This window comes from Pseudomonas sp. SWRI68 (genome assembly GCF_014269165.1).
Lineage (GTDB): Bacteria > Pseudomonadota > Gammaproteobacteria > Pseudomonadales > Pseudomonadaceae > Aquipseudomonas > Aquipseudomonas capeferrum.
On record NZ_JABWRU010000023.1, the window covers coordinates 22,584 to 47,186 of the forward strand.

Here is a 24,603-nt window from a genome sequence, read left to right on the forward strand (position 1 = left end):
GCAACCCATTCTCATTTACGACTTGTCTGGAAGCTCATTCGTGGCCCTTACGCTCAAGCCCTTGCACCGCCGCAGCGGTTCTCTCCATCACGCCTTGCTGTCTTGCAGTGCCCTGGCCATGCTGGCTGGCCCGCTGCAGGCGTTGGCCTCGACCGCTGCGCAAGCGGCCCAGGTCGAAGCCCGCCAGGTGCAGTTGGACGTGCCGGCCCAGCCACTGGACCAGGCCCTGACGGCGTTCGCCGACCAGGCCGGTTTGCACTTGCTGTACACCACCGGTGATGTGTCGGGCCTGAATAGCCAGGCTTTGCAGGGCAGCTACAGCATCGAGCAGGCGTTGCAGCAGTTGCTGGCCGGCAGCGGCATGGGCTGGCAGTTCAGCGATGCCCGCACCGTCACGCTGCGCAAGGCGGACACTGCGCCGCAGGCTGTCAACTTGAAGCCCATCGAAGTCAGCGTCGCCTCGCGCACGAGCACCGCCATCAGTGAAATCCCCGGCACCGTCTGGGTGGTCGATCAGCAGCAACTGCGCGAGCAGATCGACAGCGGTGTGAGCCTGAAGGAAGCCATCGGCAAGCTGGTGCCGGGCCTGGACCTGGCCCCAGAGGGGCGCACCAACTACGGCCAGAACATGCGTGGGCGCAATGTGCTGGTGATGATCGACGGGGTCAGCCAGAACAGCTCGCGCGGCCTGTCGCGCCAGTTCGACAGTATTTCGCCGTTCAACGTCGAGCGTGTCGAAGTGCTGTCGGGTGCCAGTGCCCTCTACGGGGGTGGCGCCACCGGCGGCATCATCAACATCGTGACCAAGAAGGGCGAGCCCGGCCCGGCACGCTTCGAGACCCAATTAGGTGCCAGCAGCGGTTTCAACAACAGTGACGACCTGGCCACCCGCATCGCCCAGTCGATCAGCGGCGGCAACGAGCGGGTCAGCGCCCGCCTGGGCATCTCCGGCGAGCAGAATGAAGCCTTTTACGACGGCGCTGGCGACCAGATATTCATCGACAATACCCAGACCGACCTGCAGTACAACCGCACAATCGACGTGCTCGGCACCTTGGGCCTGACCCTGACCGACGAGCAGAGCCTGGACCTGCTGGCCCAGTACTACGACTCGGGCAACCACGGCAGCACGGGTATCTACTTCCCCAACCTCAACCACAACGCCCCCTCGGACCTGGAAGACGCCGAACTGCGCAGCGGCTATTCCTCCGACCTAGAGCCACGCACCCGGCGCCTGTTGCTCAACGCCAACTACCATCACACCGATGTGCTGGGCCAGGACTTCTACCTGCAGGCCTCGTACCGCAAGGAAGACGACAACTTCTACCCGTTTCCGTACTACAACCGCGCCACCCCCACCGGGGCGCGCGGGGTGTACTTCGCCGCATCACAACAGAACTTCGAAGTCACCAGCCTCAAAGGCCTGTTCGCCAAACAATGGGATGCGCTCAAGCTGACCTACGGCGTCGACCTGGACCGCGAGCGCTTCAACGCCGAACAGACCACCTTCGATGCCCTGACGTCATCCGAAAGCGGTGGCCTGGAAATGGACAAGGCCAGCAAGGCCGCGCGCTACCCCAGTTACCGGGTTGACGGTGTGTCGGTGTACGCCCAGCTCGACTGGCATGCCACCGACAACCTGACCTTGTCCGGTGGCGCGCGGCGCCAGCAGATGGACGTGGATGTCAGCGATTTCAAAGGCGTACCCGGCGGCAGCAACGATTATCAGGTCAGCCTGTACAACGTCGGCGCCATTTACGATTTCAAGAATGGCCATCAGCTGTGGACCAACTACGGTGAAGGTTTCGACCTGCCAGACCCGGCCAAGTACTACGGCAAGCCAGGCCTGAGCGTCGCCGACAACCCGCTGGCCGGTATCAAGAGCCGCCAGGTCGAACTCGGCTGGCGCTTTGCCGACCTGGACTGGGACGCCCAGGCGGCGCTGTACTACATCTGGTCGGACAAGATCATCAACGTCGACTCGCAAACGCTGACCATCAACGTCGAAGAGCAGAAAAGCCGCGACTTTGGTTTCGAAGGTGCGTTGACCCGTCACTTCCAGAGCGGTTGGGAGGCCGGTGGTACCTTGCACCTGACCCGTTCCGAAGAAGAGGCCGCCAACGGTGGCTGGAACAAGCGCGATGCCCGCTATGCGTCGCTGTCCAAGTCCACCGCGTTCGTCGGCTGGAAGGGCGATGGCCGCAGTGCGCGGCTGCAGGCCAACCACGCATTCAGCCTCAAGGACGATGCCGATCACGAAATCGACGGCTACACCACTTTCGACCTGCTGGGCAGCCAGGACACTGGCTTCGGCACCTTCAGTGCAGGCATCCAGAACTTGCTGGACAAACAGTACAGCACGGTCTGGGGGCAGCGTGCGACGTTGTTCTATGCACCGACCTATGGGCCAGCGTACCTGTATGACTACCAAGGGCGTGGGCGCACCTACACCCTGACCTGGAGCATGGCCTACTGATTGGCGCAGCCTGAAAACCCTTGGGCTACAGTGACGGGCAGCCCCCTTTGCCGAGGTGTCCGTCATGCGTCGATCGCTGTGCCTGTTGTCCGTGTGCCTGGCCCTGCCGCTGCAGGCCCAGGAAAAGGTCGTCAACCTCTACAGCTGGGCCGACTATGTCGCCCCGCAAACCCTTCAGCGCTTCGAGCGCGAAACCGGCTACAAGGTGCGCTACGACACCTTCGACACCACCGAGGTGCTGGAGACCAAGCTGCTGACCGGGGGCAGCGGCTACGATGTGGTGGTGCCGTCATCCACCGTGCTGGCCCGTGCCCTCAAGGCCAATGCCCTGCAGCCGCTCGAAGCCCAGGCCATGCCGGGTTATGCCAACCTCGACCAGGACCTGCTGGCCAAGCTGGCCGAGGCCGACCCCGGCAACCGCTATGCGGTGCCCTACACCTGGGGCACTTTGGGCCTGGGGGTGAACGTCGAGGCCGTACGCCAGCGCCTGGGCGATGTGCCGCTGGACAGCCTCGACCTGTTGTTCAAGCCCGAGTACGCCAGCCGCCTGAAGGACTGCGGTATCGCCATGCCCGACTCGCCGCAGGAAGTGATCGGCCTGACCTTGAACTACCTGGGCAAGGACCCCTACAGCCAGGACAAAACCGACCTTGCAGCGGCGCAGAAACTGCTGAACCAGCTGCAGCCTTCGATCCGCTATGTCGCCAACGGCCGGCAGATCAGCGACCTGGCCAACGGCAGTGTGTGCCTGGCACTGACCTACAACGGCGATGCGGCGATGGCCGCCGACCAGGCCCGCCGTGCGGGCAAGCCGTTCGAGCTGATCTACCGCATCCCCCAGGAAGGCACCGTGGTCTGGCAAGACAACCTGGTCATCCCCAAGGATGCGCCGCACCCTGAAGCGGCCCGGGCGTTCATCGCCTTCATGCTCAAGCCGGAGTCGGTTGCGGCACTGACCAACACGCTGTTCTTCGCCAATGCCAATCGCGCAGCCACGCCCTTGGTGGACGAAGCCGTGCGCAACGACCCGGACATCTACCCGCCTACCCAGGTACGTAAGCGGCTGTATGCCGACCGCAGCATGGCGCTTTCCGACCTGCGCCAACGCAACCGCCTGTGGATGGCCTTTCGCAGCGGCCAGTAAACCCGCCCGTGCGGGTCCATACTGAAACATCAGGAATTATCTCCAGCTGCATTCACACTTTTGCCGCGAACCCCTCGCGCCTTAGGCTATCAAACGCACAAGGCGCGGCATTTTCGTACAGGAGGTGAAGCATGAACCTGACCCTGCCAATCCTGGCCATCGGCCTGGCGTTGTGTATGCCCGCGCGCGCCGCGCCGGTTGCGCCCTTGCAGCTCGCTGCCAGCAACAACAACCCGTACAACAGCCCGATCCAGCGTGCCAACCCTAACAGTCGGCAAGGCAGCATGCCTGCCACACCGCCGGTGCGCGGCCCTTCGACCGACCCCTATCAGCGCACGCCGTCACTGGACAACCGCGGCATTGGCAACGGCGACAACCTGCGTCGTCAACAGCAGACCCCCAGTCTGGAACCCACCCGGCCACCGCGCGATAACCCACGCGCGCCGTGAGCCCCGTTGCAAGGAACCCTGCATGACCAGAGCTACCTGGCTGACCACCGTGACCGCTGCCGCGCTGCTGCCTTTGCTGGCGCAAGCGGCCTCCGAACAGCAGTTCCCCAGCGAGCAAGGGCAGTTGACCGTCAATACTGTGGCCGACGGCCTGCGCAACCCTTGGGCACTGGCCTTCCTGCCCGGTGGCAAAGACATGCTGGTCACCGAACGCCCCGGCAACTTGCGGCTGGTGAACGCCGAAGGCAAGGTCGGCCCGCCCATCAGCGGTGTGCCCAAGGTCTGGGCCGAGGGCCAGGGCGGCTTGCTGGATGTGGTGTTGTCGCCGGCATTCGGCAAGGACCGTACCGTTTACCTGTCCTATGCCGAAGCGGGCGATGACGGCAAGGCTGGTACGGCGGTTGGCCGGGGCCAGTTGTCTGAAGACCGCGCGCGGTTGGAGAACTTCACCGTGATCTTCCGCCAGCAGCCCAAACTGTCGGTGGGCAACCACTTCGGCTCGCGGCTGGTGTTCGACCGTGAGGGTTATCTGTTCATCGCCTTGGGCGAGAACAACCAACGGCCGACCGCCCAGGACCTTGACAAGCTGCAAGGCAAGATCGTGCGCATTCTGCCCGACGGCGAAGTGCCCAAGGACAACCCCTTCGTCGGCCAGGACAACGTGCGGCCCGAGATCTGGTCGTTCGGCCACCGTAACCAGCAGGGGGCGGCGCTCAACCCTTGGACAGACACGCTCTGGACCCACGAGCACGGCCCGCGTGGCGGTGACGAAATCAATATTCCGCAGCCCGGCAAAAACTACGGTTGGCCGATTGCTACCCACGGCATCAACTACTCGCTGCTGCCGATCCCGGAGGCCAAGGGCAAGCATGTACAGGGCATGGTCGACCCGCACCATGTCTGGGAGAAGTCCCCGGGCATCAGCGGCATGGCGTTCTACGACAGCCCGACATTCAAGGGCTGGGACCATAATCTGTTCATTGGCGCCCTGGCCAGCCAGGAGCTGATTCGTCTGCAGCTCAAGGGCGACAAGGTCGTGCACGAGGAGCGCTTGCTGGGGGACCTCAAGGCACGTATCCGTGATGTGCGGGTAGGGCCGGATGGCTACTTGTATGTACTGACCGACGACAAGGACGGCCAATTGTTGAAAGTGGGCCTCCACGAAGGCTGAGGGGCAGGGCCGGCTTGCCGGCGAGGGGGGCGGTACTGATAATGCCGCATGACCTCAGACCCGCAGACCCTCTACCAACAAGCCCTGGCCGACCACGGCTATGTCCACGACCCTGCACAGGCCGATGCGGTCAACGCGCTGCAGGCCTGTTTCGAGGCAGTGGCACACGGTCGCCCGACCCAGGGCATCTACCTCTGGGGCCCGGTCGGCCGTGGCAAGACCTGGCTGATGGACCAGTTCCACCGCTGCCTGCAGCTGCCCAGCCGACGCCAGCACTTTCACCATTTCATGGCCTGGGTGCACCAGCGCCTGTTCCAGCTCAACGGCACCGCTGACCCGCTGCTGGCCCTGGCCCGTGAATTGGCCAGGCAGATTCGTGTGCTGTGTTTCGACGAGTTGTTCGTCAACGACATCGGCGACGCGATCATCCTCGGGCGGCTGTTCCAGGTACTGTTCGATCAGGGCGTGGTGATCGTCGCCACCTCCAACCAGCCACCAGACCAGCTCTACCGCGACGGCTTCAACCGTGAGCGTTTCGTGCCGGCAATTGCGGCCATCGAGCGGCACATGCGGGTGCTGTCGGTGGCCGGTGATCAGGACCATCGCCTGCACCCCGGCGCGCAGCACCAGCGTTACTGGGTGGTTGAACCCGGCGCGCGTGGGGTGCTCGCCGAGGTGTTTCGCCAGCTCAGCCCGGCAGACCCGGGGAGCGACCAGCCGTTGGCCATAGGCTCCAGGCAGATCACGGTCATCCGGCGCAGCGAGCAGGCCATCTGGTGCCGCTTTAGCGACCTCTGCGAGCAACCCTTGGCGGCTACCGAGTTCATGGCGTTGTGTGACCGCTTCCCCTCGATTCTGCTGGAAGGGGTACCGCCGTTGGGCGGCGAACAACGGGCCGGCCGCATCGCCCGGGGTACAGAAGATGGCGCGGCGCGGGTCGCGGCAGGGGACCGTGAGCTGCCGGCGCTGTCGCCCAAGGACGATGCGGTGCGCCGGTTCATTGCGCTGGTCGACGAATGCTACGACCGCCGTGTGGCGTTGTATGTAGAGGCGCAGGTACCGCTCGATGCGCTGTACACGCAAGGGTACCTGGCGTTCCCGTACCAACGCACCCTGAGCCGCTTGCGCGAGATGCAACTGCAGCGCTTCGGCTCGTAGGCTTAGCGCTCCAGCCACTCGATCAGGGTCCGGTTGAACCGCACCGGCTCTTCGATCTGCGGCGCGTGGCCCATGCCTTCGAATGTCACCAGTTCACCCTGGGGGATCTGCTTGGCCACCTGCGGCCCCAGCACCTGGTACTTGCCCAGCTGTGCCTTGACTTCTGGCGGTGCGATATCGCTGCCAATGGCCGTGGTGTCCTGATCGCCGATCAGCAGCAGGGTCGGCATCTTCAGGTCCTTGAACTCGTGGTACACCGGCTGGGTGAAGATCATGTCGTAGATCAGCGCCGAGTTCCACGCCACTGCTTCGTGGCCCGGGCCTTGGTTCAGGCCTACCAGCATCTGCACCCAGCGCTCGTACTCTGGCTTCCAGCGCCCGGCGTAGTACGTCTTGCGCTCATACTCACGTACCCCTGCGGCATCGAGCTTGAGCTCCCGTGCATACCACTGGTCCACCGTACGATACGGCACGCCCAGGGCTTTCCAGTCCTCAAGGCCGATCGGGTTGACCATCGCCAGGCGCTCGACCTGCTGCGGGTACATCAGTGCATAGCGGGTGGCGAGCATGCCGCCTGTGGAGTGGCCCAGCACAATGGCCTGCTTCACACCCAACTGGTCGAGCAGGGCATGGGTGTTGTCTGCCAGTTGCTGGAAGCTGTATTGGTAATACGCGGGTTTGCTGGAGGTGCAGAAGCCGACCTGGTCCGGGGCGATGACCCGGTAGCCGGCCTTGCTCAGGGCATTGATGGTGGTTTCCCAGGTGGCGGCGCAGAAGTTCTTGCCATGCATCAGCAGCACGCTGCGGCCGTTGGCCTGACCTTGGGCAGGCACGTCCATGTAGCCCATCTGCAGGGGTTGGCCCTGGGATTTGAAATCGAAATGCTTGAGCGGGTGAGGGTAGCTGAACCCTTCGAGCTGTTTACCGTAGGTGGGCGACTCGGCGGCGATGGCCGGGCCGCCGACAAGGCAGGCCAGAGCCAGGGCGGTTGCGCGCAGCATGGGGGCACTCCGTGTAGGGCCATGTAGGAATTGGCGACTGTAACAGTGAGTTGACCCCCGCAAGCGGCAAAGGTGTTACCAGGCGTGAAACCAGCCCAGGGTGAGCATGGCCACCACCGCGTAACGGCCGGCCTTGGCCAGGGTTACCAGCAGCATGAAGCGCCAGAACGGCTCGCGCATGATCCCGGCGATCAGGGTGAGCGGGTCGCCGATCACTGGCATCCAGCTCAGCAGCAGCGACCACTGCCCCCACCGCTGGTAGCGCTGCTGGGCACGCTCCAGCTGGACGGCGCTGAACGGGAACCAACGCTTGTCACGCCAGTGTTCGATGGCCCGCCCCAGTAGCCAGTTGACCACCGAGCCGAGCACATTGCCCAGGGTAGCCACCAGCAGCAAGGTTACCCAGGCATCGGGCTGGCGCAGCAGCAAGCCCACCAGCACCGCCTCCGATTGCAGCGGCAGCAGGGTGGCGGCGCCGAAGGCGCTGAAAAACAGCGCCCATAGGCTGAGCATCAGTAGTTGGCGACCACGGTGTCCTTGCCATCCTGGGTCACGCCGATGACCTGGTAGGCGTCTTTGTGGTCACCCATTTCCATGCCCGGCGAGCCCATGGGCATGCCCGGCACGGCCAGGCCCTTGAGGTCGTTTCGCTTGGCCAGCAGGCGAACCTGTTCGGCCGGTACATGGCCTTCGACGAACTTGCCGTCGATCACCCCGGTATGGCACGAGGCCAGGCGCGGCGCCACGCCCAGGCGTTGCTTGACCGCGCTCATATTGGGTTCGACGTGGTCATTGACGGTGAAGCCGTTGTCGCGCAGGTGGCTGATCCAGGCCTTGCAGCAGCCGCAGTTGGGGTCGCGGTACACATCGATGGTTTCGGCGGCCTGGGCCAGGCCGGTGATGGCCAGCAGGCCGACGGTGAGCAGGTGTTTGCGCAGCATGGTGAAGCACTCCTTTAGAAACGCAGGCGGATACCGGCCACCAGGCGGGTCTGGCCTGTGTCTTCGCCGTCTTCGCGGGCCTGATCGGCGCGGTTGCCGTGCAGGCGATTGAAACTGACCCCGAGGTAGGGCGCAAAGCCACGGCTGATCTCGTAGCGCAGGCGCAGGCCGACCTCGCTGTCAGCCAGCCCTGTGCCTTGCTCACGGCCGCCATCGTTGCGGCCGAAGAAGTTGGCTTCCAGGGTGGGTTCGAGTATCCAGCGGTTGGTCAGCAGCATAGCGTAAGCGGCTTCCAGGCGCAGCGCGGTCTGTTGCCGCTCGCCGGCATAGGCGGTGGCCTCCAGCTCTACGCCATACAGCGGTGTGCCCTGGATGCCGAAGGCTGCCCAGGCCTGGCCGCTGGCGGGCTTGAAGTCTTGGCGCAGGCCGCCGACCAGTTCCCACCAGGGGCTGATGGCGTGGCCCCACAGCGCCTGCAGTTCGGCCTTGTGGGTCTGGCCTTGCTCGCGCTCGCCTTCGCTGCGCAGCCACAGCCGGTCGATATCGCCGCCGACCCAGGCGCTGGCGTTCCAGTTCAAGGCACTGCCGTTGTCCACATGCTGGTATTCGAGCTGGTCGACGATCACTGCCCAGTTGAGCGCGCGGTCATGCACCTGGTGCCCTGGCAGCGGCGCGAAGGCGGCGTGGCGGTCGGCGTCGCTGAGCATCGGCAATGGCGTGCGCGGTTGCTGCGCAGGCGGCGTTGCATGGTTCATCTGGCGGTGGTCCATGGGCATGGCGCCGTGGTCCATGTGCTGCATGCCGGCGGCCAGGACGCGCTCACTGGCGAGCAATGCCAGCAGGGCTACGCCGGTGATGATGCGGCGGTTGTTGGGCTCATTCATCGACCCGTACCTCGCGGAACATGCCGGTCTCCATGTGGTAGAGCAGGTGGCAGTGGTAGGCCCAGCGGCCCAGGGCGTCGGCAGTGACGCGGTACGAGCGGCGGCTGCCGGGCGGGATGTCGACGGTATGCTTGCGCACCTGAAAGCGCCCGTGCTCGTCCTCCAGGTCGCTCCACATGCCGTGCAGGTGGATGGGGTGGGTCATCATGGTGTCGTTGACCAGGGTGATGCGCACGCGCTCGCCGTAGGTCAGGCGCAACGGTGCGGCATCGCTGAACTTGACCCCGTCGAACGACCAGGCGAAGCGCTCCATGTGGCCGGTCAGGTGCAGCTCGATGTCGCGTGACGGTTCGCGGCCGTCGGGGTCGGGGTAGGGGCTGCGCAGGTCGGCATACGTCAGCACCCGCCTGCCATTGCCGCGCAGGCCGATGCCTGGGTCGGCAAGGTTGGGCTGTGGGGCCATGGTTTGCATGTCCACCAGTGGGTTGTCGGTTTCGCTGGCCGGGTGCTGCTGCATGGCGGGCATGGCCGAATGGTCCATGCCGGCCATATTGCTGTGGTCCATGCCGGCCATGGCGCCGTGGCCCATGTCGGCCATTCTCAGCACTGGCCGAGGGTCGGGCTGCGGCACCGGTGCCTGCAAGCCGCTGGCACGGGCCAGGGTGCCGCGGGCGTAGCCGCTGCGGTCCATGCTCTGGGCGTACAGGGTGTAGGCGGGCAGGTTGCCGACGGTTACCAGCACGTCGTAGGTTTCGGCCACGGCGATGCGCAGTTCGTCCACGCTGACCGGCGTCACCGGCAGGCCGTCGGCGGCGATCACCGTCAGCTTCAGGCCGGGGATGCGAAAGTCGAAATAGGTCATGGCCGAGGCATTGATCAGCCGCAGGCGCACGGTTTCACCCGGTTGGAACAGGCAGGTGAAGTTGCCGTCCGGCGGCTGGCCATTGAGCAGGTAGGTGTAGGTGGCTGCGCTGATATCGGCAAGGTCGGTGGGGCTCATGCGCATGCTTGCCCAGCCCATGCGTTCGGCGACCGTAGCGCCCCAGCCATTGTCAGCCACGTCATCGATGAAGTCACCGAGCGTGCGCTTGTGGTAGTTGAAGGCGTCGGACTGCTTCTTCAGGGTCGCCAGCAGCTGCTCGGGAGGTTGGTCCGACCAGTCGCTGAACAGCAGCACATGGTCACGCTGGTAGCGGTGCGCCTCGGCTTCGCGGGGTTCGATGACGATCGCCCCATACACCCCCGCCTGCTCCTGCAGCCCGGAATGGCTGTGGTACCAGTAGGTGCCGCTTTGGCGCAGGGTGAACTGGTAGAGGTAGCTGCCCCCAGGCTCGATACCGGCAAAGCTCAGGCCAGGGACGCCGTCCATGTTGGCCGGCAGAAGGATGCCATGCCAGTGGATCGAGGTGGCCTGATCGAGGTGGTTGCGCACGCGCAGGCTGACCGTATCACCTTCGCGCCAGCGCAGCACCGGGCCGGGCAGGCTGTTATTGACGGTTAGGGCTGTGCGCGGGCGGCCGGTGATATTGACGGCGCTCTGGCCGACCGACAGCTCGAAGTGCTGCCCGGCCAGGTCGCGGCCATCGGCTGCCTGGGCCAACGGCCGCCACAGGCCCAGGCCCGCCAGTGTGGTGGCGGCGCCCAGGCCTTTGACGAAGGTACGACGGGAGGGGGTGCGCAACATGGCGAGGCCTCATGCGAGAGAGCCCCGATGTTCGCCTGTGCCGGCTGTCAGCCAGCTGAGCTGCACATTACAGCGTTGTCAGGCGGCGGCTTCTTCGTGGCGCAGGTCGCGCATCAGCAGGCCGTACTCCAGGGAGACCTGTTCAGGGATCGGCAGGTACACCACATGGCCGTCCCCTGGGGCCACTTCGAGGGCTTGCTGCTGGCGGCCGCACAGGCGGTGCAGGTCGAAATGGTAGTTGCCACGCGGTGTCATCAGCTCCAGGTGGTCGCCCACGGCGAAGCGGTTCTTGACCTTGACCTCGGCCAGGCCGTCCACGCGCGCGCCGGTCAGCTCGCCGACGAACTGCTGGCGTTCGGACAGTGAGTTGCCACGCTGGTAGTTCTGGTACTCGTCGTGCACATGCCGGCGCAGAAAACCTTCGGTGTAACCGCGCTGGGCCAGGGATTCAAGGTTGTCCATCAGGGCGCGATCGAAAGGCCGGCCGGCCACGGCGTCATCGATCGCCTGGCGGTACGACTGCACCGCGCGGGCGCAGTAAAAGTGCGACTTGGTCCGGCCCTCGATCTTCAGCGAGTGCACGCCCATGCCGGCCAGGCGCCCGACGTGCTGGATGGCGCGCAGGTCCTTGGCGTTCATGATGTAGGTGCCGTGCTCGTCCTCGAACGCCGGCATCGCGTCGTCTGGGCGGTTGCTTTCGTGCAGCAGGAAGACGTGCTCGGTGGGCGCACCGAGGCCCAGGGTCGGCTCGACCTGGCGCACGATGTCGCCCGTGGCGTCTTCGCCGGCGGGCGTGGCCTGGTACTTCCAGCGGCAGGCATTGGTGCAGCTGCCCTGGTTGGCGTCGCGCTTGTTGAGGTAGCCCGACAGCAGGCAGCGGCCGGAATAGGCCATGCACAGCGCGCCGTGGACGAAAACCTCCAGCTCCATGCCCGGCACCTGCTGGCGGATTTCTTCGATCTCCTCCAGCGACAGCTCCCGCGACAAAATCACTCGGCTTATTCCCTGCTGTTGCCAGAACTGCACGCTGGCCCAGTTGACCGTGTTGGCCTGCACCGACAGGTGTACTGGCATCTCTGGGTAGTGCTGGCGCACCAGCATGATCAGGCCGGGGTCGGACATGATCAGCGCATCCGGTGCCATCGCGATCACCGGTGCGAGGTCTTTGAGGAAAGTCTTGAGCTTGGCATTGTGCGGGGCGATGTTGACCACCACGTAGAAGTGCTTGCCCAGGGCATGCGCTTCCTGGATGCCCAGCGCCAGGTTGGCGTGGTCGAATTCGTTGTTGCGCACCCGCAAACTGTAGCGCGGCTGGCCGGCATAGACCGCGTCGGCGCCATAGGCGAAGGCATAACGCATGCTCTTGAGGGAGCCGGCGGGGGCCAGCAGTTCGGGCTTGGCGGGAGGGTTCATGGACGCACCGGGGCAAAAGGTGCGGATGCTAAGCACCTGCCGGCCACAGCGTATTGACCTGAATCAACGGAGCAGCGGCACTTTTGCGGCAGCGGCGGGCACTAATGTCCAAGAACCCGCGAGGAAGTGCCATGAACCCAACCGCTCTACAGAACAAAGCCCTGGCAGTCCTCCTGACGCTGGTGACCATTGCCTTCGTCTGGATCCTGCTGCCGTACTACGGTGCGATCTTCTGGGCGGTGATACTGGGCATCCTGTTTGCCCCCTTGCAGCGGAACCTGCTGATCCGCTTTGGGCGGCGGCGCAACCTGGCAGCGTTCACCACCTTGATGGTGTGCCTGCTGGTGGCGGTGCTGCCGGTCATCATCACCAGTGCCCTGCTGGTGCAGGAGGGCGCCACGCTGTACCAGCGCATCGAGAGTGGGCAACTGGATATCGCCGGCTACGTCGAGCGCGGCAAGGACATGCTGCCGGCCTTCGCGCAAAACAGCCTGGACAGCATGGGCATGGGTAACTTGGATGGGCTGCGCGACAAGATCACCAAGTGGGCCACGCAGGGTAGCCAGGTGCTGGCCAGCCAGGCATTCAACTTTGGCCAGGGCACGTTCGAGTTTCTGATCAGCTTCGGCATCATGATGTACCTGCTGTTCTTTTTTCTGCGTGAGGGGCCGGAAGTCGCCAGGCGAGTGCGGTTGGCGGTGCCACTGCCCGAGCACCAGAAGCGCCGGTTGCAGTTGAAGTTCAACCGTGTGGTGCGGGCGACGGTCAAGGGCAACGTGCTGGTTGCCATTACCCAGGGCGCGCTGGGCGGTCTGATCTTCTGGGTGCTGGATATTCCGAGTGCGCTGGTGTGGGCGGTACTGATGGCGTTTCTGTCGCTGTTGCCAGCGGTGGGGGCGGGCATCGTGTGGGCGCCGGTGGCGGCGTACTTCCTGCTGACCGGGGCGATTTTGCCGGGGGTGATCCTGAGCGCGTTCGGCGTGCTGGTGATCGGCCTGGTGGACAACGTGCTGCGGCCGATTCTGGTGGGCAAGGATACGCGCATGCCAGACTACCTGATCCTGGTTTCCACCTTGGGCGGGCTGGCGGTGTTCGGGCTCAACGGGTTCGTGATCGGGCCGTTGATCGCGGCGTTGTTCGTGTCGAGCTGGGCGATTTTTGCCGCGACCAAGCCGCAGGTGCAGTTGCCGGAATAAAGGTTGCGCCGCTGATGCTGGACGCTGGGCAGGGGCTTTCGTTTACCCTGTAGCCGTTATCTGCCTACGATGCCCGAGTATGGATACCCGCCACAGCGACAAACCCGGCTTCACCTACCAGGCGGTCTACCGCTACCTGCTCGACTGGATCGAGGCGGCGCCCTGCGACGTGGAGCAGCGCATGCCGTCGCTGCGTGATCTGGCCCAACGGCTGAGTGTTTCGGTCTCCAGCACCAAGTACGCCTATGCGCTGCTTGAGGACCAGGGGCGGGTGATTGCGCGGCCCAAGCGGGGCTACTTCACCGTCACCCGCAGCGCGCCCTTGCGCAGGGAGCCCTCCGCGAGCTTGCTCGACACCGTGTTTGCCAGCGCACGCCAGCCTGGCATGCTGGCCCTTGGCAGTGATGCGCCGGCCATGCTGCTGTCGCTGGATACACCGCTGCTGATGATCGAACGGGAGTTGGCGCGCCAATACCCGCGTGCCCAAGTGCCGCTGTATCAACCGTTCGGTGAACCTGAATTGCGCAGCGTGCTGGCGGGCATTTATACCCGCTCGGCGCAGCGTTGCTGGCAAGCCGAGCACGTGTTCATCGGTGCCGACCTGCGCAGCATGCTGGAGCTGGCGGTGCGTGCCCTGAACCTCGAGGGCGAGGTGGCGCTGGTCGAGTCGCCCTGCAGCTGGGCGGTACTGAGGCAGTTGCAGGCCGCGCGCATGACCATCATCGAAGTGCCCTTGGGCGACGACGGTCGGTTCGACCTGCAGCAGTTGCATCAACTGCTGAGCACCGTACCGGTGCGCCTGGCAGTGCTGTCGTCAACCACCAATGCGCCTCAGGGTGGCCTGATGCCGGCCGAGGACAAACTGCAGATCTGCCGCTGGCTGGCCGAGCGCGAGGTGTGGCTGTTCGAGAACGACGGGTATGGCGAACTGTGTTTCCACGAGGCGGCGCCGCGCTATCGTGATTTCGCCGACCCCGACCGGCTGTTGGTGTTCGCTGCCTTCGACAAGGTGATCGGTGCCGAGGCGCCTTATGGCTATCTGCTGTGCAAGCGCCATGCCGAGCGCTTGCAGCACGTGTTTCTGGAGCGCGGTTTTCGGTTGTCACCGATTCGCCAGAAGGCGATCGCCAAGTTGTTCACCTCGCGTCGGGTAGAGCAGCATCTGCAACGCCTGCGGCCTTTGCTGCGCGCTCGCATGCTGCACATGAAGGCGTTGCTGGAGGCCCACGGCCAAGGCTGCCTGCGTATCGTCGAGCCGCAGGGTGGGGCGAGCCTGTGGCTGGCGGCGACCCGGCCAGTGGACATGCGCCGGGTCTTCGAGCGGCTGTTGGCCCAGCGCATCGTCATCGCGCCGGGGGAAATCTTCAGCCAATGTGGCCTTTGGCAGGGCCACCTGCGGCTGTGCTACACGCTGGACTGGGACAAGGACATTGGCCAGGCGCTGCAACGCCTGGTCAAGGCGATTCAGGACGAGGCTCAGACCCCGTAGCAGTGATGCATTTCGGGGAAGGCGCCGTCGCGCACTTCGTCAGCGTAGCGGGCGCAGGCCTCGCGGATCACCTGGCCGACGTCGGCATACTGCTTGACGAAGCGTGGCACGTGTTCGCCGCCCAGCCCCAGCAGGTCTTCGGTGACCAGCACCTGGCCATCGCAAGCGGGTGAGGCGCCAATGCCGATGGTCGGTTTGTCGGTGGCCTCGGTGATGGCGCGGGCAATGGGTTCGGCCACGCCTTCGAGCACCAGGCTGAAGGCACCAGCCTCAAGGTTGGCCTGCGCATCGGCACGCAGTGCAGCGCCACTGTCGGGGCTCATGCCTTGGGCCTTGTAGCCGCCCATCACATTGATGAATTGCGGCATCAGGCCGATGTGCGCCATGACCGGTATGCCGCGCGCGACCAGAAACGCCACGGTGCTTGCCAAGGCCTGGTTGGCCTCCAGCTTTACCGCGTCGCAACCGGTGCTGGCGAGTACCTGGGCGCAGTTGCGAAACGCCTGCTCATGGGATTCCTGGTAGCTGCCGAATGGCATGTCGGCGATCACGCAGGCCAGGCGCGTGCTGTCTACGACCGCCCGGGTATGGCCAATGATTTCGTCCAGGCGCATGCCCAGGGTGGACGGGCGGCCGTAGCCGACCATCGCGGTGGAGTCACCCACCAGAATGAAATCGACCAGGGGGTCGATGACCTTGGCAATAGCGCTGGAGTAGGCCGTCAGCGAAACGATTTTCTGCCGGCCTTTCATGGCCACCAGCTGCGGTACCGTCAGCCGTCTGTTGCGGGTATGCGTGCTCATCGGTGTTCCCTTTGCGGTGTAATCGTCAGGAAAGAGGTGGCCCGATTATTGAGTTTCGCAGTCACGGCGCAATGTACAGAATGGCCCTGGAAAACAACCCAGATGTGCACCTGGGGCTGCAAGGCAACCCCAGGCGCCAAGCGCGACGGTCAGCAGGCCTGCGGCATCTCGCCCTTGGCCAGGCGCTGGTTGATATCGGCAATCACCTCGGGCAGCTCGTTGATGGTGTCGATCAGGTAGTGCGGGCGGGAACTGGCGAACAGCGCATGAATGCGCTTGCGCTCGCTTTCCAGCGCCTCGGCACTCAGCGCCTGGTAGCCTTCCCAGGTCAGGCCCAGGGCATTGCCGGAGCACACCAGGGCCACGGTCCACATGCCCGCACGACGGCCTTCGAGGATACCCGGCACGGTGTCATCGACCTTCACACAGGCCGCCACGTCATCGATCCCCAGGGCAATCACGTTGGCCAGGGCCTGGGCCGGCCATGGGCGGCCATTCGGGGTTTCGTCGGTGGCCACCACATGGTCGGCCACGTAGCCGTTCTGCGCGGCCAGCGCCACCACCTTGTCCATGACCACCTTCGGGTAACCCGAGCACGAGCCGATCTTCAGGCCGCCCTGGCGCAGGCCGGTGAGGGTGTCCAGCGCGCCGGGGATCAGCGCCGAGTGCACGGCGATTTTTTCGATCTGCAGCGGCATGAAGCGGTTGTAGAGGGCGGTGACGTCATCGTCGGTCGGGGTGCGGCCGAACACCTTGCGGTAGCGCTCGGCGATGTCTGGCACGTTGCACAGGGTGCGGATGTGGTCCCACTTGCCCATGCCCATCGGGCCACGGGCTTCTTCGATGGAGACCTGGACATCGAACTCGGCGAAGGCTTCGACGAAGATCTGCGTCGGGGCGAACGAGCCGAAATCGACCACGGTGCCGGCCCAGTCGAGGATGGCGGCTTGCAGCTGTGTTGGGTTGCTGTAGTTCATGTGCGCTAATTCCTGAAGTCGGGTGGGCAAAGGGTCAGATGGTCAGTACTTCCATTTCCCGCAGTACGTCGGCCACGGCATTTACGGCGGCCTGCATGCCGTCTGGCCCGACCACGCCGATGCAGCCGACGCGGAAGGTTTCGACCTGGGTCAGCTTGCCGGGGTAGAGGATGAAGCCCTTGGCCTTGACCCGCTCGTAGAAGTCCTTGAACTGGTAGCGGGCGTCGTTCGGGGCGTGGAAGGTAACGATGATCGGCGCCTGGATGTCGGCGGGCAGGAAACTGCGCAGGCCGATGGCGGCCATGCCGTCCAGCAGCGTCTTGCAGTTGTCGGCGTAGCGCTGGTGGCGGGCGGGCAGGCCGCCTTCCTCGTTGTACTGTTGCAGTGCTTCGTGCAGCGCCGCGACCACGTGGGTGGGTGGGGTGAAGCGCCACTGGCCGGTCTTGGCCATGTAGGTGTGCTGGTCGTACAGGTCCATGGCCAGGGAGTGGGCGTTGCCTTCGGCTGCGGCCAGTGCGGTTTTTTCGGCGAAGACGAAGCCCATGCCAGGTACGCCTTCCAGGCATTTGCCGGAGGCGGCGATCAATGCCTCGAAGGGGACTGCGCGGGCATCGATCGGCAGGGCGCCGAACGAGCTCATGGCATCGATGATCAGGCGCTTGCCGTGGCGTTTGATCACCTGGGCGATCTCTGGCAGCGGGTTGAGGATGCCGGTGCTGGTTTCGCAGTGGATCAGCGCCACGTGGGTGACACCCGGGTCGGCAGCCAGCAGGCGGTCGACGTCGGCGGCGGTGGTCGGCTGGTCTTCGGCGGTTTCGAAGGTGCTGTAGGTGCGCCCCAGCACCTTGCAGATCTTCGCAAGGCGTTGGCCGTAGGCCCCATTGATCAACACCAGCACCTTGCCGTCACGCGGAACCAGAGTGCCGATGGCGGCTTCCACGGCGAAGGTGCCGCTGCCTTGCAGGGGCACGCAGTGGTGGCTGGCGCTGCCGTCGATGATCGCCAGCAATTGCTCGCAGACGCTGGCCGTGAGTTGGTTGAAGTCGCGGTCCCAGGAGCCCCAGTCCACCAGCATGGCTTGGCGGGTACGGGCTGAAGTGGTCAGGGGGCCGGGGGTCAGCAGGATCGGGGCGTTGCTCATTCCGTGGTTCCTCACAAGCGGCGGGTGGTGAGCCGAAAAATCTGGCGCTGAAACTACGGAGCCAAGGTTGCAATTCACTGTGCTATCAATCAAATTGTTTGTTGTTATGCCAGCCATAAGTCGGGCCGATAGATATGAACCTGTTCCAGCTGCGTGCCTTCGATGCGGTGGCGCGTGAAGGTAGTTTCACCCGCGCTGCGGCGCGGTTGTTCATCAGCCAGCCGGCCGTCACCGGCCACGTCAAGGCGCTGGAAGAGCACTACCAGATCACCTTGTTGCGGCGTACCGCCCGGCGCGTGGAGCTGACCGAGGAGGGCACGCGGTTGGCAGCCATCACCCGCGCCATGTTCGGCCTGGCGGAGGAGGCCCAGGCCATGCTCGAAGCCAACCGGCAATTGCTGACCGGGCGTCTGGAAGTGGCCGCCGACGGCCCGCACCGGGTCATGCCGATGCTTGCCCTGCTGCGCGAGCGCTACCCGGGCATTACTGTCAACCTGCGCCTGGGCAATGCCCAGGAAACCCTGGCTGCGTTGCTCAGCGAGCATGCCGACGTGGCCGTGCTGACCGAGATTGAACCGCGCAAGGGCCTGCATTTGCAGAGCCTGTGTGAATCGCGCCTGTGCGCCTTGCTGCCGGCGGGGCATGCCTGGGCCAGTGGCGAGGGGGACTTGCCGCTGGCCGAGCTGCACCAGCAGATCATGGTGCTGCGTGAGCCGAGTTCCACCACCCGGCGTACCTTTGACAAGGCCTGCGCCAAGGCAGGCGTGCAGCCGCGGGTACTGTTGGAGCTGGACAGCCGCGAGGCAGTGACCGAAGCGGTGGCCTCGGAGCTGGGCATTGGCGTTGTGTCGTCCACTGAAGTGGCCCATGACCCCAGGGTGGTGGCTCGGCCGCTGGCCGGCGACGGCCTGCTCAACCAGCACATGATTGGCTGCCTGGAGCGCCGCCGCGAACTGCGCCTGATCCAGGCCTTCCTGAGCCTGGCGGCAGGGTTGTGATGGCTGTTTTCAACTGGGCGCCCTAACATGACCGGCACAGAACCGACAGGACTGTCGATGAGCGATAAAGACACTATCTCCATGCAACTGGTGCGCGAAGCGCTGTTGCAGACCTGCCCGAAGGGTGAACCCGATAGCGGCTTGCTGGCGCGGGCTGGCATTGCCGTCGAGCACTTGCACCTGCCCGCTGCACGGGTCAGTGCCGACGCCTATGCCCGCCTCTGGCGTTTGCTGGCGCGGCGCTGCAATGACGAGTTCTTCGCCATGGACCCGCGTGGCCTGCGCAGCGGCAGCCTGGCGTTCATGTGCCGGGCGAGCATGGGCCAGCCGAGCTTGGGCACGGCGCTGGAAACCGCGTTGGCGTTCCTGTCGCTGATGCTCGAAGACTTGCAGCCAAGCCTGGTTCGCCAGGAAGGCCTGGCCGAGATCGTCATCAACGAGCCGCGGGACGAACCCCGTCGCGCCTTCACGTATTTCACCTTCTGGATGATCGTGCATGGCGTGGCCTGCTGGCTGGCCGGGCGGCGCATCCCGATTCTGGCCATCGACCTGCGCTGCGCCGAGCCACCGTTCTGTGACGACTATCGGGTGATGTTTTCGGAGAACCTGCACTTCGAACGCCCGCGCACGCGCATGATCATCGCCGCCGAATGCCTCGAACTGCCACTGCGGCGCAGCGAGGAGGAATTGCAGCGCTTTCTTGCCGAAGCGCCGGGCAACATCCTGGTCAAATACCGTGACCCCGCAAGCCTTGGGCGGCGTATCCGCACCAACCTGCTGCGCCTGGCCCCGGAGCATTGGCCGGACGGTGACAGCCTGGCGCGCCAGTTGTGCCTGTCGCCCTCGACCCTGCGCCGGCGCCTGGCCGAGGAGGGGCAGAACTACCAAGGCTTGAAAGACAGCGTACGCCGTGAGCTGGCGATCGCCTGGTTGAGCGAGGAAGAGGCGGCCATGGGTGAGATCGCCGAGCGCCTTGGGTTTGCCGACAGCAGTTCGTTCTACAAAGCGTTTCGCAAGTGGTTTGGCTGTAACCCGGGGCACTACCGGGCATTGATTCAGGCACGCGATTCGGGGCGCTGAGGGCGCTGCCGTGGCAAGGCCTCGCGGGCCGCTTCCCTCTGCGTCTTGAGCTGACGCTTATGCAGCATGGTTGACTCCGCCCACTACCCAGGGAGCCCACCATGCCCAACCCCACCACTGGCCACGACACGTTCATTGGCGCCACGTTACCCGAGTGGCTCAAGCGCGCTTCAAAAGGCCAGATCAACACCCTGCGTACCAGCCTGAACGCGCACCATGCGAGCCAGGCACGCTTGCGTGAGCTCACGGTTGAGCTACTGCCACTCCAGCAGTTTGCCGAGCAGCACCTGGCGACGCTGCTGGATGCACCGTTGCCAGACGGGCAGGCATTTGCCCAGCTCGAATGGCTGCGGATTGCGCCGCGCTTCGGCACTCTGCCCGGCACCTTGCAGCCCACCTACGAGTACAGCCAGACGCGTGAAAACGGGCTGCTGCGGCTGATGCGCAATTTTGCAGCTGGCACGGGTTACTACCAGGGTACGGGGCTGGTTTTGCCTGGCCGCGAGCAACCTTTGAATGCGTCACTGGAGGCCTTGATCGAGGCCTGCCGCACACTGAACGTCGGCCAGCGCTATCAAGATGAGCTGGAAAGGATCTTTCACCCGTCCACCTTGGCAACGTTGGCTGAAGACAAGCGCTCAGGCCTGAAGCTTGCGACCGAAGTGGCCGCCTTGCAGGGCAGCATCAGCAGCGATGTGCAGATTGCCCTGCGTGAAGTGGCGGACCACGGTCAAGCGCATCGACAGCAAGGGCTGAAAGGTACGCCCATGCTGCTGACGGCCCTTGAGCAACCGGTGGCTGATGGCTTGCTGATCCCGTTGCATGACACTGCGGGGGATGACTGGGGCATCGTCCTGTACCTCCCCAGTGATCCCCATCAGGCGCTGCGCTTCTTTACCACTGCGCAGGCCATGAACAGCGCCCTGGCGCTGCTGCTGCAGAGCGCTGACTACCGGCAGTACTTCACTCAGATGATCAGCCTTGAGCACCGTGCAGGTTTCGTCACTACCCTTGCCAAGCGCCTGAAGGACGACCAGCCGGACTTGCAGCTCGAAGGTGCCACCCAGGGTACGGGTATTTTCGCGCAACTGGCTTCCCAGCAAGTGCAACGGGTCAAAGGGGATGCCCGGTTGCTGCTGGTACCGACGACCGATGCCGATAGCCTGGCGGTGCGCGCCAGGCACGCTGAGTGGAAGGCCGTAGGCCTGGACCTGGTGAACCTGGCGGGGTTTTTCAGTCCGGTCGTGGGGGCCTTGTTGTTGGGGCAGCTAGTGGTCCAGACCTGCTCGGAAGTGTTCGAGGGTGTAAGGGACTGGTCCAGGGGCCATCAGCACGAAGCACTGGAGCATCTGCTGGGCCTCGCCGAAACCCTGGCTGCCACCGCTGCCACCGTGGCGGGGGTCAGTTACCTGCGCAGCGCGTTTGTCGCAAGTCTTGAGCCTGTAACACTGGGCAATGGGCGTGCTCGCCTGTGGCACTTCGACGCCGCGAACTATCGATCCATGCCAGGCACCATCGACTTGCTCGAAGAAGGGCGCTACGGCGAGGGAGGGCGTCGCTGGGTCCGTCTCGACGGACGCTACCACGAGGTGCATCAGCCAATACCCGATGGCCCCTATCGGCTGCGCCACGCCGCGGGGGAGGGGGGGTATGGGCCGATTGTGCTGCACAACGGTGAGCGAGGCTGGCGACTGATGCGCGCGCAACCGCTGACATGGCAGGAGCCTGCACGCATGCTCGATGTGCTTTGGCCGCAACATCCGCCTATCGAACCTCGACAGGCCGAGCGGATATTGCAGGTGGCGGGTGTCAATGAGGACGAGTTGCGGGGTGTGCTGGTGGAGAACCGACCTGCCCCGGTGAACCTCGGGCAAACCCTACGTGCTTTTCAGGCGCATGCACGCATTGAAACGTTCTTTGCGCGTGTTCGCCTGCAGACCCTGATGCCATCGGACAGTGCATTGCTGGCCTGGAGCGAGGGCCAGCCAGGGGTGGGCAAGGGGCTGGAGCAGACGCTGGCGCATGAGGCGCAATTGCGCCCGCAGTTGTTTGACCATCTGACAGCGCAGTCGTTTGCCGAAGACCCTTTGAGCCTGTTGGTCAAACGGGACTTCCCTACCTTGCCTGCGGCCTACGTCAACGAAGTGGCTGGCCAGGCGGGCGAAGTTGAACGTGCAATGGCGCGGGTCGAGCAACGCCTGCCGTTGTCGTGCGCAAGTGACGCGCACGCCTTGCTGCGCCTGGCACGCTTGAACCAAGCATTGGCTGGGCTTTACCTGAGCACGGCTTACAGCGACCTGACAGGCGAGTTGGTGCTCACGTTGCTGGACAGCTTCGAACTTGAAAACCTCGACATCGACTTGCGCGATGGTGCGGTGGATGGGCGTTCGATCAAACACCTGGGTAGCGGTGGGCACAGTGAGGCGGAACGCATACTGGTCCGCCATGAAGGCACGTTTGAGCTGTACAACGGCCTGGGTGAGCAGCAGGTGATTACGCTTGCCGTGCCTGGCTGCATTTTCGAGGCAATCGTTGCCGCGCTTACCCCAGCGCAGCGGGCGGCTATGCAGCTGACAGCCAAGGATTCGGCAAACCAGTTGCGCGAGCAACTGCTGAGCCGGTTACCCGCTTCGCATTCGGGGGTTGTCCGTATGCTCCGTTGGCCAGAGCAGGGCGCCTGGTTCAATCCAGGTCGTCGTCTGGACGATGGGCGCGTCGGGTACCCACTCAGCGGCCGCCCTTCGGCTGGCCCCAAGGATGAGCAGGCGATCATCCGCGACCAATTGCGCTCACTCTATCCAGGCCTGGATGAGCAAGCGCTGGATGCAGAGCAGGCGCGCTTGCAGCAAGGCCCACGTCCAGTGTTCGAGGCCCTGGTGGCGTTGCAGGACGATCATGATCAACTGGTGCAGCACCTCAACCGCTGGGTCGGTGCCGAGTTGCAGGCCGGTCGGCAAGCCGCGCGCAGGTTGACGGCAGACAGCATTCTGCGGGCATGGCGGCTGCAAGGCGAAATCGTGCCGGCAGGCGAAGGGCAGCGCTTGTCGCTGAGCGGCGCGCACCTGGGCACGCTGCCGCTGTTACCCGCGCAAATCGAGTTTCATCGCATCACGGTGCTGAGCCTGAACGACTCGCAGGTCACCGATATCCCGGTCGATTTTCTTCGCCCGTTCACTGCCCTGACGCACCTGAACCTCAGTCAGAACCAGTTGTTACGCCTGCCGAGGGGTATTGCGTATCTACCGGACATTCGCGTGCTGCGTCTGGCGCATAACCAGATTCGGCTCGATGCCCAGGCAATCGAGATTTTGCACGACCTGCCCAATCTTGCTCACCTTGACCTTAGCTATAACCGGCTGGAGGTGCTTGACCTGAGGCTCCATCAACTTTCCCGGTTGAGCAGCCTGAACCTTCGTCATTGCCGCTTGGGCGCCTGGCCGCAACGCCTGGAACTGTGCGGTTTGCTCGAGCGTGCTGACCTGCGCGACAACCAACTGCGCAGTGTACCGAACGAGATCCAGGAAATGCCCTATGCATTTCGGCGTGCCCTTTTGGTCGAGCGCAACCCACTGCCGGCCATGCAGCTACGTAGGCTGTATGCACTCGATGTCATCGATGAGCACGGGCACCTGCCTGAGGCTTCAGCGCTCGTTGACCTGCCCAGGGCCCGTACGCTCATGGTTGGACATGCCGACGAGGCGGCCCAGGTGACCAGGGACGCGCTATGGCAGCGGTTACTGGAGCAACCTGACAGCAGTGGGCTATTCAGGTTGCTGGCGCGCTTGGAGTTCACGGCTGACTACAGTCAGGCAGGCGGAGGGCGTGCTGCGCTGGTGGAAGGCGTGTGGTCATTGCTCGAAGCGCTGGATGGGGACCCGGTGCTTTGTCGGGACGTCTTTGAACGTGCCGCTCGGCCACTCTCCTGTTCGGACGCAGTTGCCAACCGTTTCAGTGCACTTCAACTGGTGGTGAGGCAGGCGCAGGCCGAAACCCGCGCGCTGAACCCTGAAAGCAGGGGCGAGTTGCTGGAGCTGGGCCGCCAGTTGTTTCGCCTGGACCAGCTGGAATGGGTGGCCTACCGGGACAGCCGACAGCGTCAGGCCACGGGGGAGCATTTCGACCAGTTGGCATTGGGGCTCGCCTACAAGGTGCAACTTCGCAGCCGTTTGACGCTGCCCGACCAGCCCTCTGCCATGCGCTACCCCGACGCTGCCGAGCTGACCCAGGCCCAGGTAGAGGCTGCATTCCTGCATGTTACCCGCGCACAGACCCTCGAAGCCCTTACCGATAGCCTGAGCCAGCGCGAGTTCTGGCGCCGTTACCTGCGTCAGCAACATGTCAGGATGTTCGATGCCATCAGTGCGGACTACACCCAGCGTATCATTCGGCTACAGGCTCAGCAGCCAGCCTTGTCGCCAACAGCGCTCGAGGAGCAGTTAAGCCGCCTGCGGGAACAGCAGAGCGTGGATACCGAGCGCCTGATCAGCGGGCTTACCCAGTCCTACCTGCGTGCAGCCAAGCGCGCAGCGGGGTGAACGAGGGCGGCCAAACCGGTCATCCAGATTGACAGCTTTGGCCATTGCCGCCGCGATTGAGCG

The 24,603-nt window shown here is 64.4% G+C and carries 19 protein-coding genes; 10 read left to right on the top strand and 9 right to left on the bottom strand.

Annotated features, from left to right (window positions below; translation table 11 throughout):
- Positions 1 to 40: 40 nt before the first annotated feature.
- The 5 genes from HU770_RS23365 to zapE all read left to right on the top strand — a co-directional run bounded on the left by HU770_RS23365 (position 41) and on the right by zapE (position 6,398).
- A complete protein-coding gene (locus HU770_RS23365; RefSeq protein ID WP_186665738.1) occupies positions 41 to 2,476 on the top strand; it encodes a TonB-dependent receptor in 2,436 nt (811 codons plus the stop codon).
- A 64-nt stretch (positions 2,477 to 2,540) separates the two neighbouring features.
- Complete coding sequence (locus tag HU770_RS23370; RefSeq protein WP_186665740.1) at positions 2,541 to 3,620, top strand: extracellular solute-binding protein; 1,080 nt, start codon at positions 2,541 to 2,543, stop codon at positions 3,618 to 3,620.
- A 131-nt stretch (positions 3,621 to 3,751) separates the two neighbouring features.
- Positions 3,752 to 4,069, top strand: a complete 318-nt coding sequence (locus HU770_RS23375; protein ID WP_186661182.1) for a hypothetical protein — start codon at positions 3,752 to 3,754, stop codon at positions 4,067 to 4,069.
- Positions 4,070 to 4,091: 22 nt separating this feature from the next.
- Positions 4,092 to 5,240 carry a PQQ-dependent sugar dehydrogenase gene (locus HU770_RS23380; RefSeq protein WP_186665742.1) on the top strand — a complete coding sequence of 383 codons (1,149 nt, stop codon included), beginning with the start codon at positions 4,092 to 4,094 and terminating at the stop codon, positions 5,238 to 5,240.
- Positions 5,241 to 5,288: 48 nt separating this feature from the next.
- A complete protein-coding gene (gene zapE, locus HU770_RS23385; protein WP_186665744.1) occupies positions 5,289 to 6,398 on the top strand; it encodes a cell division protein ZapE in 1,110 nt (369 codons plus the stop codon).
- 2 nt (positions 6,399 to 6,400) lie between these two features.
- Here the strand turns inward: zapE and HU770_RS23390 are convergent, their stop codons facing one another.
- From HU770_RS23390 to yegQ, 6 genes are all read right to left on the bottom strand, one after another.
- Positions 6,401 to 7,399: an alpha/beta hydrolase gene (locus HU770_RS23390; RefSeq protein WP_186665746.1), complete on the bottom strand. Its 999-nt coding sequence runs from the start codon at positions 7,397 to 7,399 to the stop codon at positions 6,401 to 6,403.
- A 75-nt stretch (positions 7,400 to 7,474) separates the two neighbouring features.
- Positions 7,475 to 7,912 (bottom strand): YqaA family protein, encoded by a 438-nt coding sequence (locus HU770_RS23395; RefSeq protein ID WP_186661188.1) that lies wholly within the window; start codon positions 7,910 to 7,912, stop codon positions 7,475 to 7,477.
- Positions 7,912 to 8,340: a DUF411 domain-containing protein gene (locus HU770_RS23400; protein ID WP_186661190.1), complete on the bottom strand. Its 429-nt coding sequence runs from the start codon at positions 8,338 to 8,340 to the stop codon at positions 7,912 to 7,914. Before HU770_RS23400 ends, HU770_RS23395 begins: the two co-directional genes overlap by 1 nt.
- 14 nt (positions 8,341 to 8,354) lie before the next feature.
- On the bottom strand, positions 8,355 to 9,224 hold the full coding sequence (locus tag HU770_RS23405) for a copper resistance protein B (RefSeq protein WP_156310689.1): 870 nt from the start codon (positions 9,222 to 9,224) through the stop codon (positions 8,355 to 8,357).
- Positions 9,217 to 10,908: a copper resistance system multicopper oxidase gene (locus HU770_RS23410; protein WP_186665755.1), complete on the bottom strand. Its 1,692-nt coding sequence runs from the start codon at positions 10,906 to 10,908 to the stop codon at positions 9,217 to 9,219. The genes HU770_RS23405 and HU770_RS23410 overlap by 8 nt, the downstream gene beginning before the upstream one ends.
- Before the next feature lie 78 nt (positions 10,909 to 10,986).
- On the bottom strand, positions 10,987 to 12,321 hold the full coding sequence (yegQ, locus tag HU770_RS23415) for a tRNA 5-hydroxyuridine modification protein YegQ (protein WP_033700329.1): 1,335 nt from the start codon (positions 12,319 to 12,321) through the stop codon (positions 10,987 to 10,989).
- Between the two features lie 131 nt (positions 12,322 to 12,452).
- Here yegQ and HU770_RS23420 point away from each other — a divergent pair, with 131 nt between their 5' ends.
- Both HU770_RS23420 and HU770_RS23425 read left to right on the top strand, forming a co-directional pair.
- Positions 12,453 to 13,517, top strand: a complete 1,065-nt coding sequence (locus tag HU770_RS23420) for an AI-2E family transporter (protein WP_186661196.1) — start codon at positions 12,453 to 12,455, stop codon at positions 13,515 to 13,517.
- 79 nt (positions 13,518 to 13,596) lie between these two features.
- Positions 13,597 to 15,006 (top strand): PLP-dependent aminotransferase family protein, encoded by a 1,410-nt coding sequence (locus HU770_RS23425; RefSeq protein ID WP_186665757.1) that lies wholly within the window; start codon positions 13,597 to 13,599, stop codon positions 15,004 to 15,006.
- Here the strand turns inward: HU770_RS23425 and panB are convergent.
- The 3 genes from panB to HU770_RS23440 all read right to left on the bottom strand — a co-directional run bounded on the left by panB (position 14,994) and on the right by HU770_RS23440 (position 17,927).
- Entirely contained in the window at positions 14,994 to 15,809 is an 816-nt protein-coding gene (gene panB / locus HU770_RS23430) for a 3-methyl-2-oxobutanoate hydroxymethyltransferase (RefSeq protein WP_186661200.1), read from the bottom strand. The two genes, HU770_RS23425 and panB, sit on opposite strands and share 13 nt — an antisense overlap.
- 149 nt (positions 15,810 to 15,958) lie before the next feature.
- Positions 15,959 to 16,786 (bottom strand): phosphonoacetaldehyde hydrolase, encoded by an 828-nt coding sequence (phnX, locus tag HU770_RS23435; RefSeq protein WP_033700321.1) that lies wholly within the window; start codon positions 16,784 to 16,786, stop codon positions 15,959 to 15,961.
- A 34-nt stretch (positions 16,787 to 16,820) separates the two neighbouring features.
- Positions 16,821 to 17,927 carry a 2-aminoethylphosphonate--pyruvate transaminase gene (locus tag HU770_RS23440; RefSeq protein WP_156310683.1) on the bottom strand — a complete coding sequence of 369 codons (1,107 nt, stop codon included), beginning with the start codon at positions 17,925 to 17,927 and terminating at the stop codon, positions 16,821 to 16,823.
- A 134-nt stretch (positions 17,928 to 18,061) separates the two neighbouring features.
- On the opposite strand from HU770_RS23440, the gene HU770_RS23445 reads away from it, so the two are divergent.
- The 3 genes from HU770_RS23445 (at position 18,062) to HU770_RS23455 (ending at position 24,540) form a co-directional block, all read left to right on the top strand.
- On the top strand, positions 18,062 to 18,925 hold the full coding sequence (locus HU770_RS23445) for a LysR substrate-binding domain-containing protein (RefSeq protein ID WP_033700317.1): 864 nt from the start codon (positions 18,062 to 18,064) through the stop codon (positions 18,923 to 18,925).
- Between the two features lie 57 nt (positions 18,926 to 18,982).
- Positions 18,983 to 20,005, top strand: coding sequence for an AraC family transcriptional regulator (locus HU770_RS23450; RefSeq protein ID WP_186665759.1), 1,023 nt, complete (start codon positions 18,983 to 18,985; stop codon positions 20,003 to 20,005).
- A gap of 101 nt (positions 20,006 to 20,106) precedes the next feature.
- On the top strand, positions 20,107 to 24,540 hold the full coding sequence (locus HU770_RS23455; protein ID WP_186665761.1) for an NEL-type E3 ubiquitin ligase domain-containing protein: 4,434 nt from the start codon (positions 20,107 to 20,109) through the stop codon (positions 24,538 to 24,540).
- Positions 24,541 to 24,603: the final 63 nt, after the last annotated feature.

Excerpts from the sequence above, each read along its gene's own strand:
- HU770_RS23390 (WP_186665746.1), bottom strand. The coding sequence starts at position 7,399 with ATGCTGCGCGCAACCGCCCTGGCTCTGGCCTGCCTTGTCGGCGGCCCG.
- panB (WP_186661200.1), bottom strand. The coding sequence starts at position 15,809 with ATGAGCACGCATACCCGCAACAGACGGCTGACGGTACCGCAGCTGGTG.
- HU770_RS23420 (WP_186661196.1), top strand. The coding sequence starts at position 12,453 with ATGAACCCAACCGCTCTACAGAACAAAGCCCTGGCAGTCCTCCTGACG.
- yegQ (WP_033700329.1), bottom strand. The coding sequence starts at position 12,321 with ATGAACCCTCCCGCCAAGCCCGAACTGCTGGCCCCCGCCGGCTCCCTC.
- HU770_RS23395 (WP_186661188.1), bottom strand. The coding sequence starts at position 7,912 with ATGCTCAGCCTATGGGCGCTGTTTTTCAGCGCCTTCGGCGCCGCCACC.
- HU770_RS23400 (WP_186661190.1), bottom strand. The coding sequence starts at position 8,340 with ATGCTGCGCAAACACCTGCTCACCGTCGGCCTGCTGGCCATCACCGGC.
- HU770_RS23375 (WP_186661182.1), top strand. The coding sequence starts at position 3,752 with ATGAACCTGACCCTGCCAATCCTGGCCATCGGCCTGGCGTTGTGTATG.
- HU770_RS23405 (WP_156310689.1), bottom strand. The coding sequence starts at position 9,224 with ATGAATGAGCCCAACAACCGCCGCATCATCACCGGCGTAGCCCTGCTG.
- HU770_RS23410 (WP_186665755.1), bottom strand. The coding sequence starts at position 10,908 with ATGTTGCGCACCCCCTCCCGTCGTACCTTCGTCAAAGGCCTGGGCGCC.
- HU770_RS23455 (WP_186665761.1), top strand. The coding sequence starts at position 20,107 with ATGCCCAACCCCACCACTGGCCACGACACGTTCATTGGCGCCACGTTA.
- zapE (WP_186665744.1), top strand. The coding sequence starts at position 5,289 with ATGACCTCAGACCCGCAGACCCTCTACCAACAAGCCCTGGCCGACCAC.
- phnX (WP_033700321.1), bottom strand. The coding sequence starts at position 16,786 with ATGAACTACAGCAACCCAACACAGCTGCAAGCCGCCATCCTCGACTGG.
- HU770_RS23370 (WP_186665740.1), top strand. The coding sequence starts at position 2,541 with ATGCGTCGATCGCTGTGCCTGTTGTCCGTGTGCCTGGCCCTGCCGCTG.
- HU770_RS23445 (WP_033700317.1), top strand. The coding sequence starts at position 18,062 with ATGAACCTGTTCCAGCTGCGTGCCTTCGATGCGGTGGCGCGTGAAGGT.
- HU770_RS23450 (WP_186665759.1), top strand. The coding sequence starts at position 18,983 with ATGAGCGATAAAGACACTATCTCCATGCAACTGGTGCGCGAAGCGCTG.
- HU770_RS23380 (WP_186665742.1), top strand. The coding sequence starts at position 4,092 with ATGACCAGAGCTACCTGGCTGACCACCGTGACCGCTGCCGCGCTGCTG.
- HU770_RS23425 (WP_186665757.1), top strand. The coding sequence starts at position 13,597 with ATGGATACCCGCCACAGCGACAAACCCGGCTTCACCTACCAGGCGGTC.
- HU770_RS23440 (WP_156310683.1), bottom strand. The coding sequence starts at position 17,927 with ATGAGCAACGCCCCGATCCTGCTGACCCCCGGCCCCCTGACCACTTCA.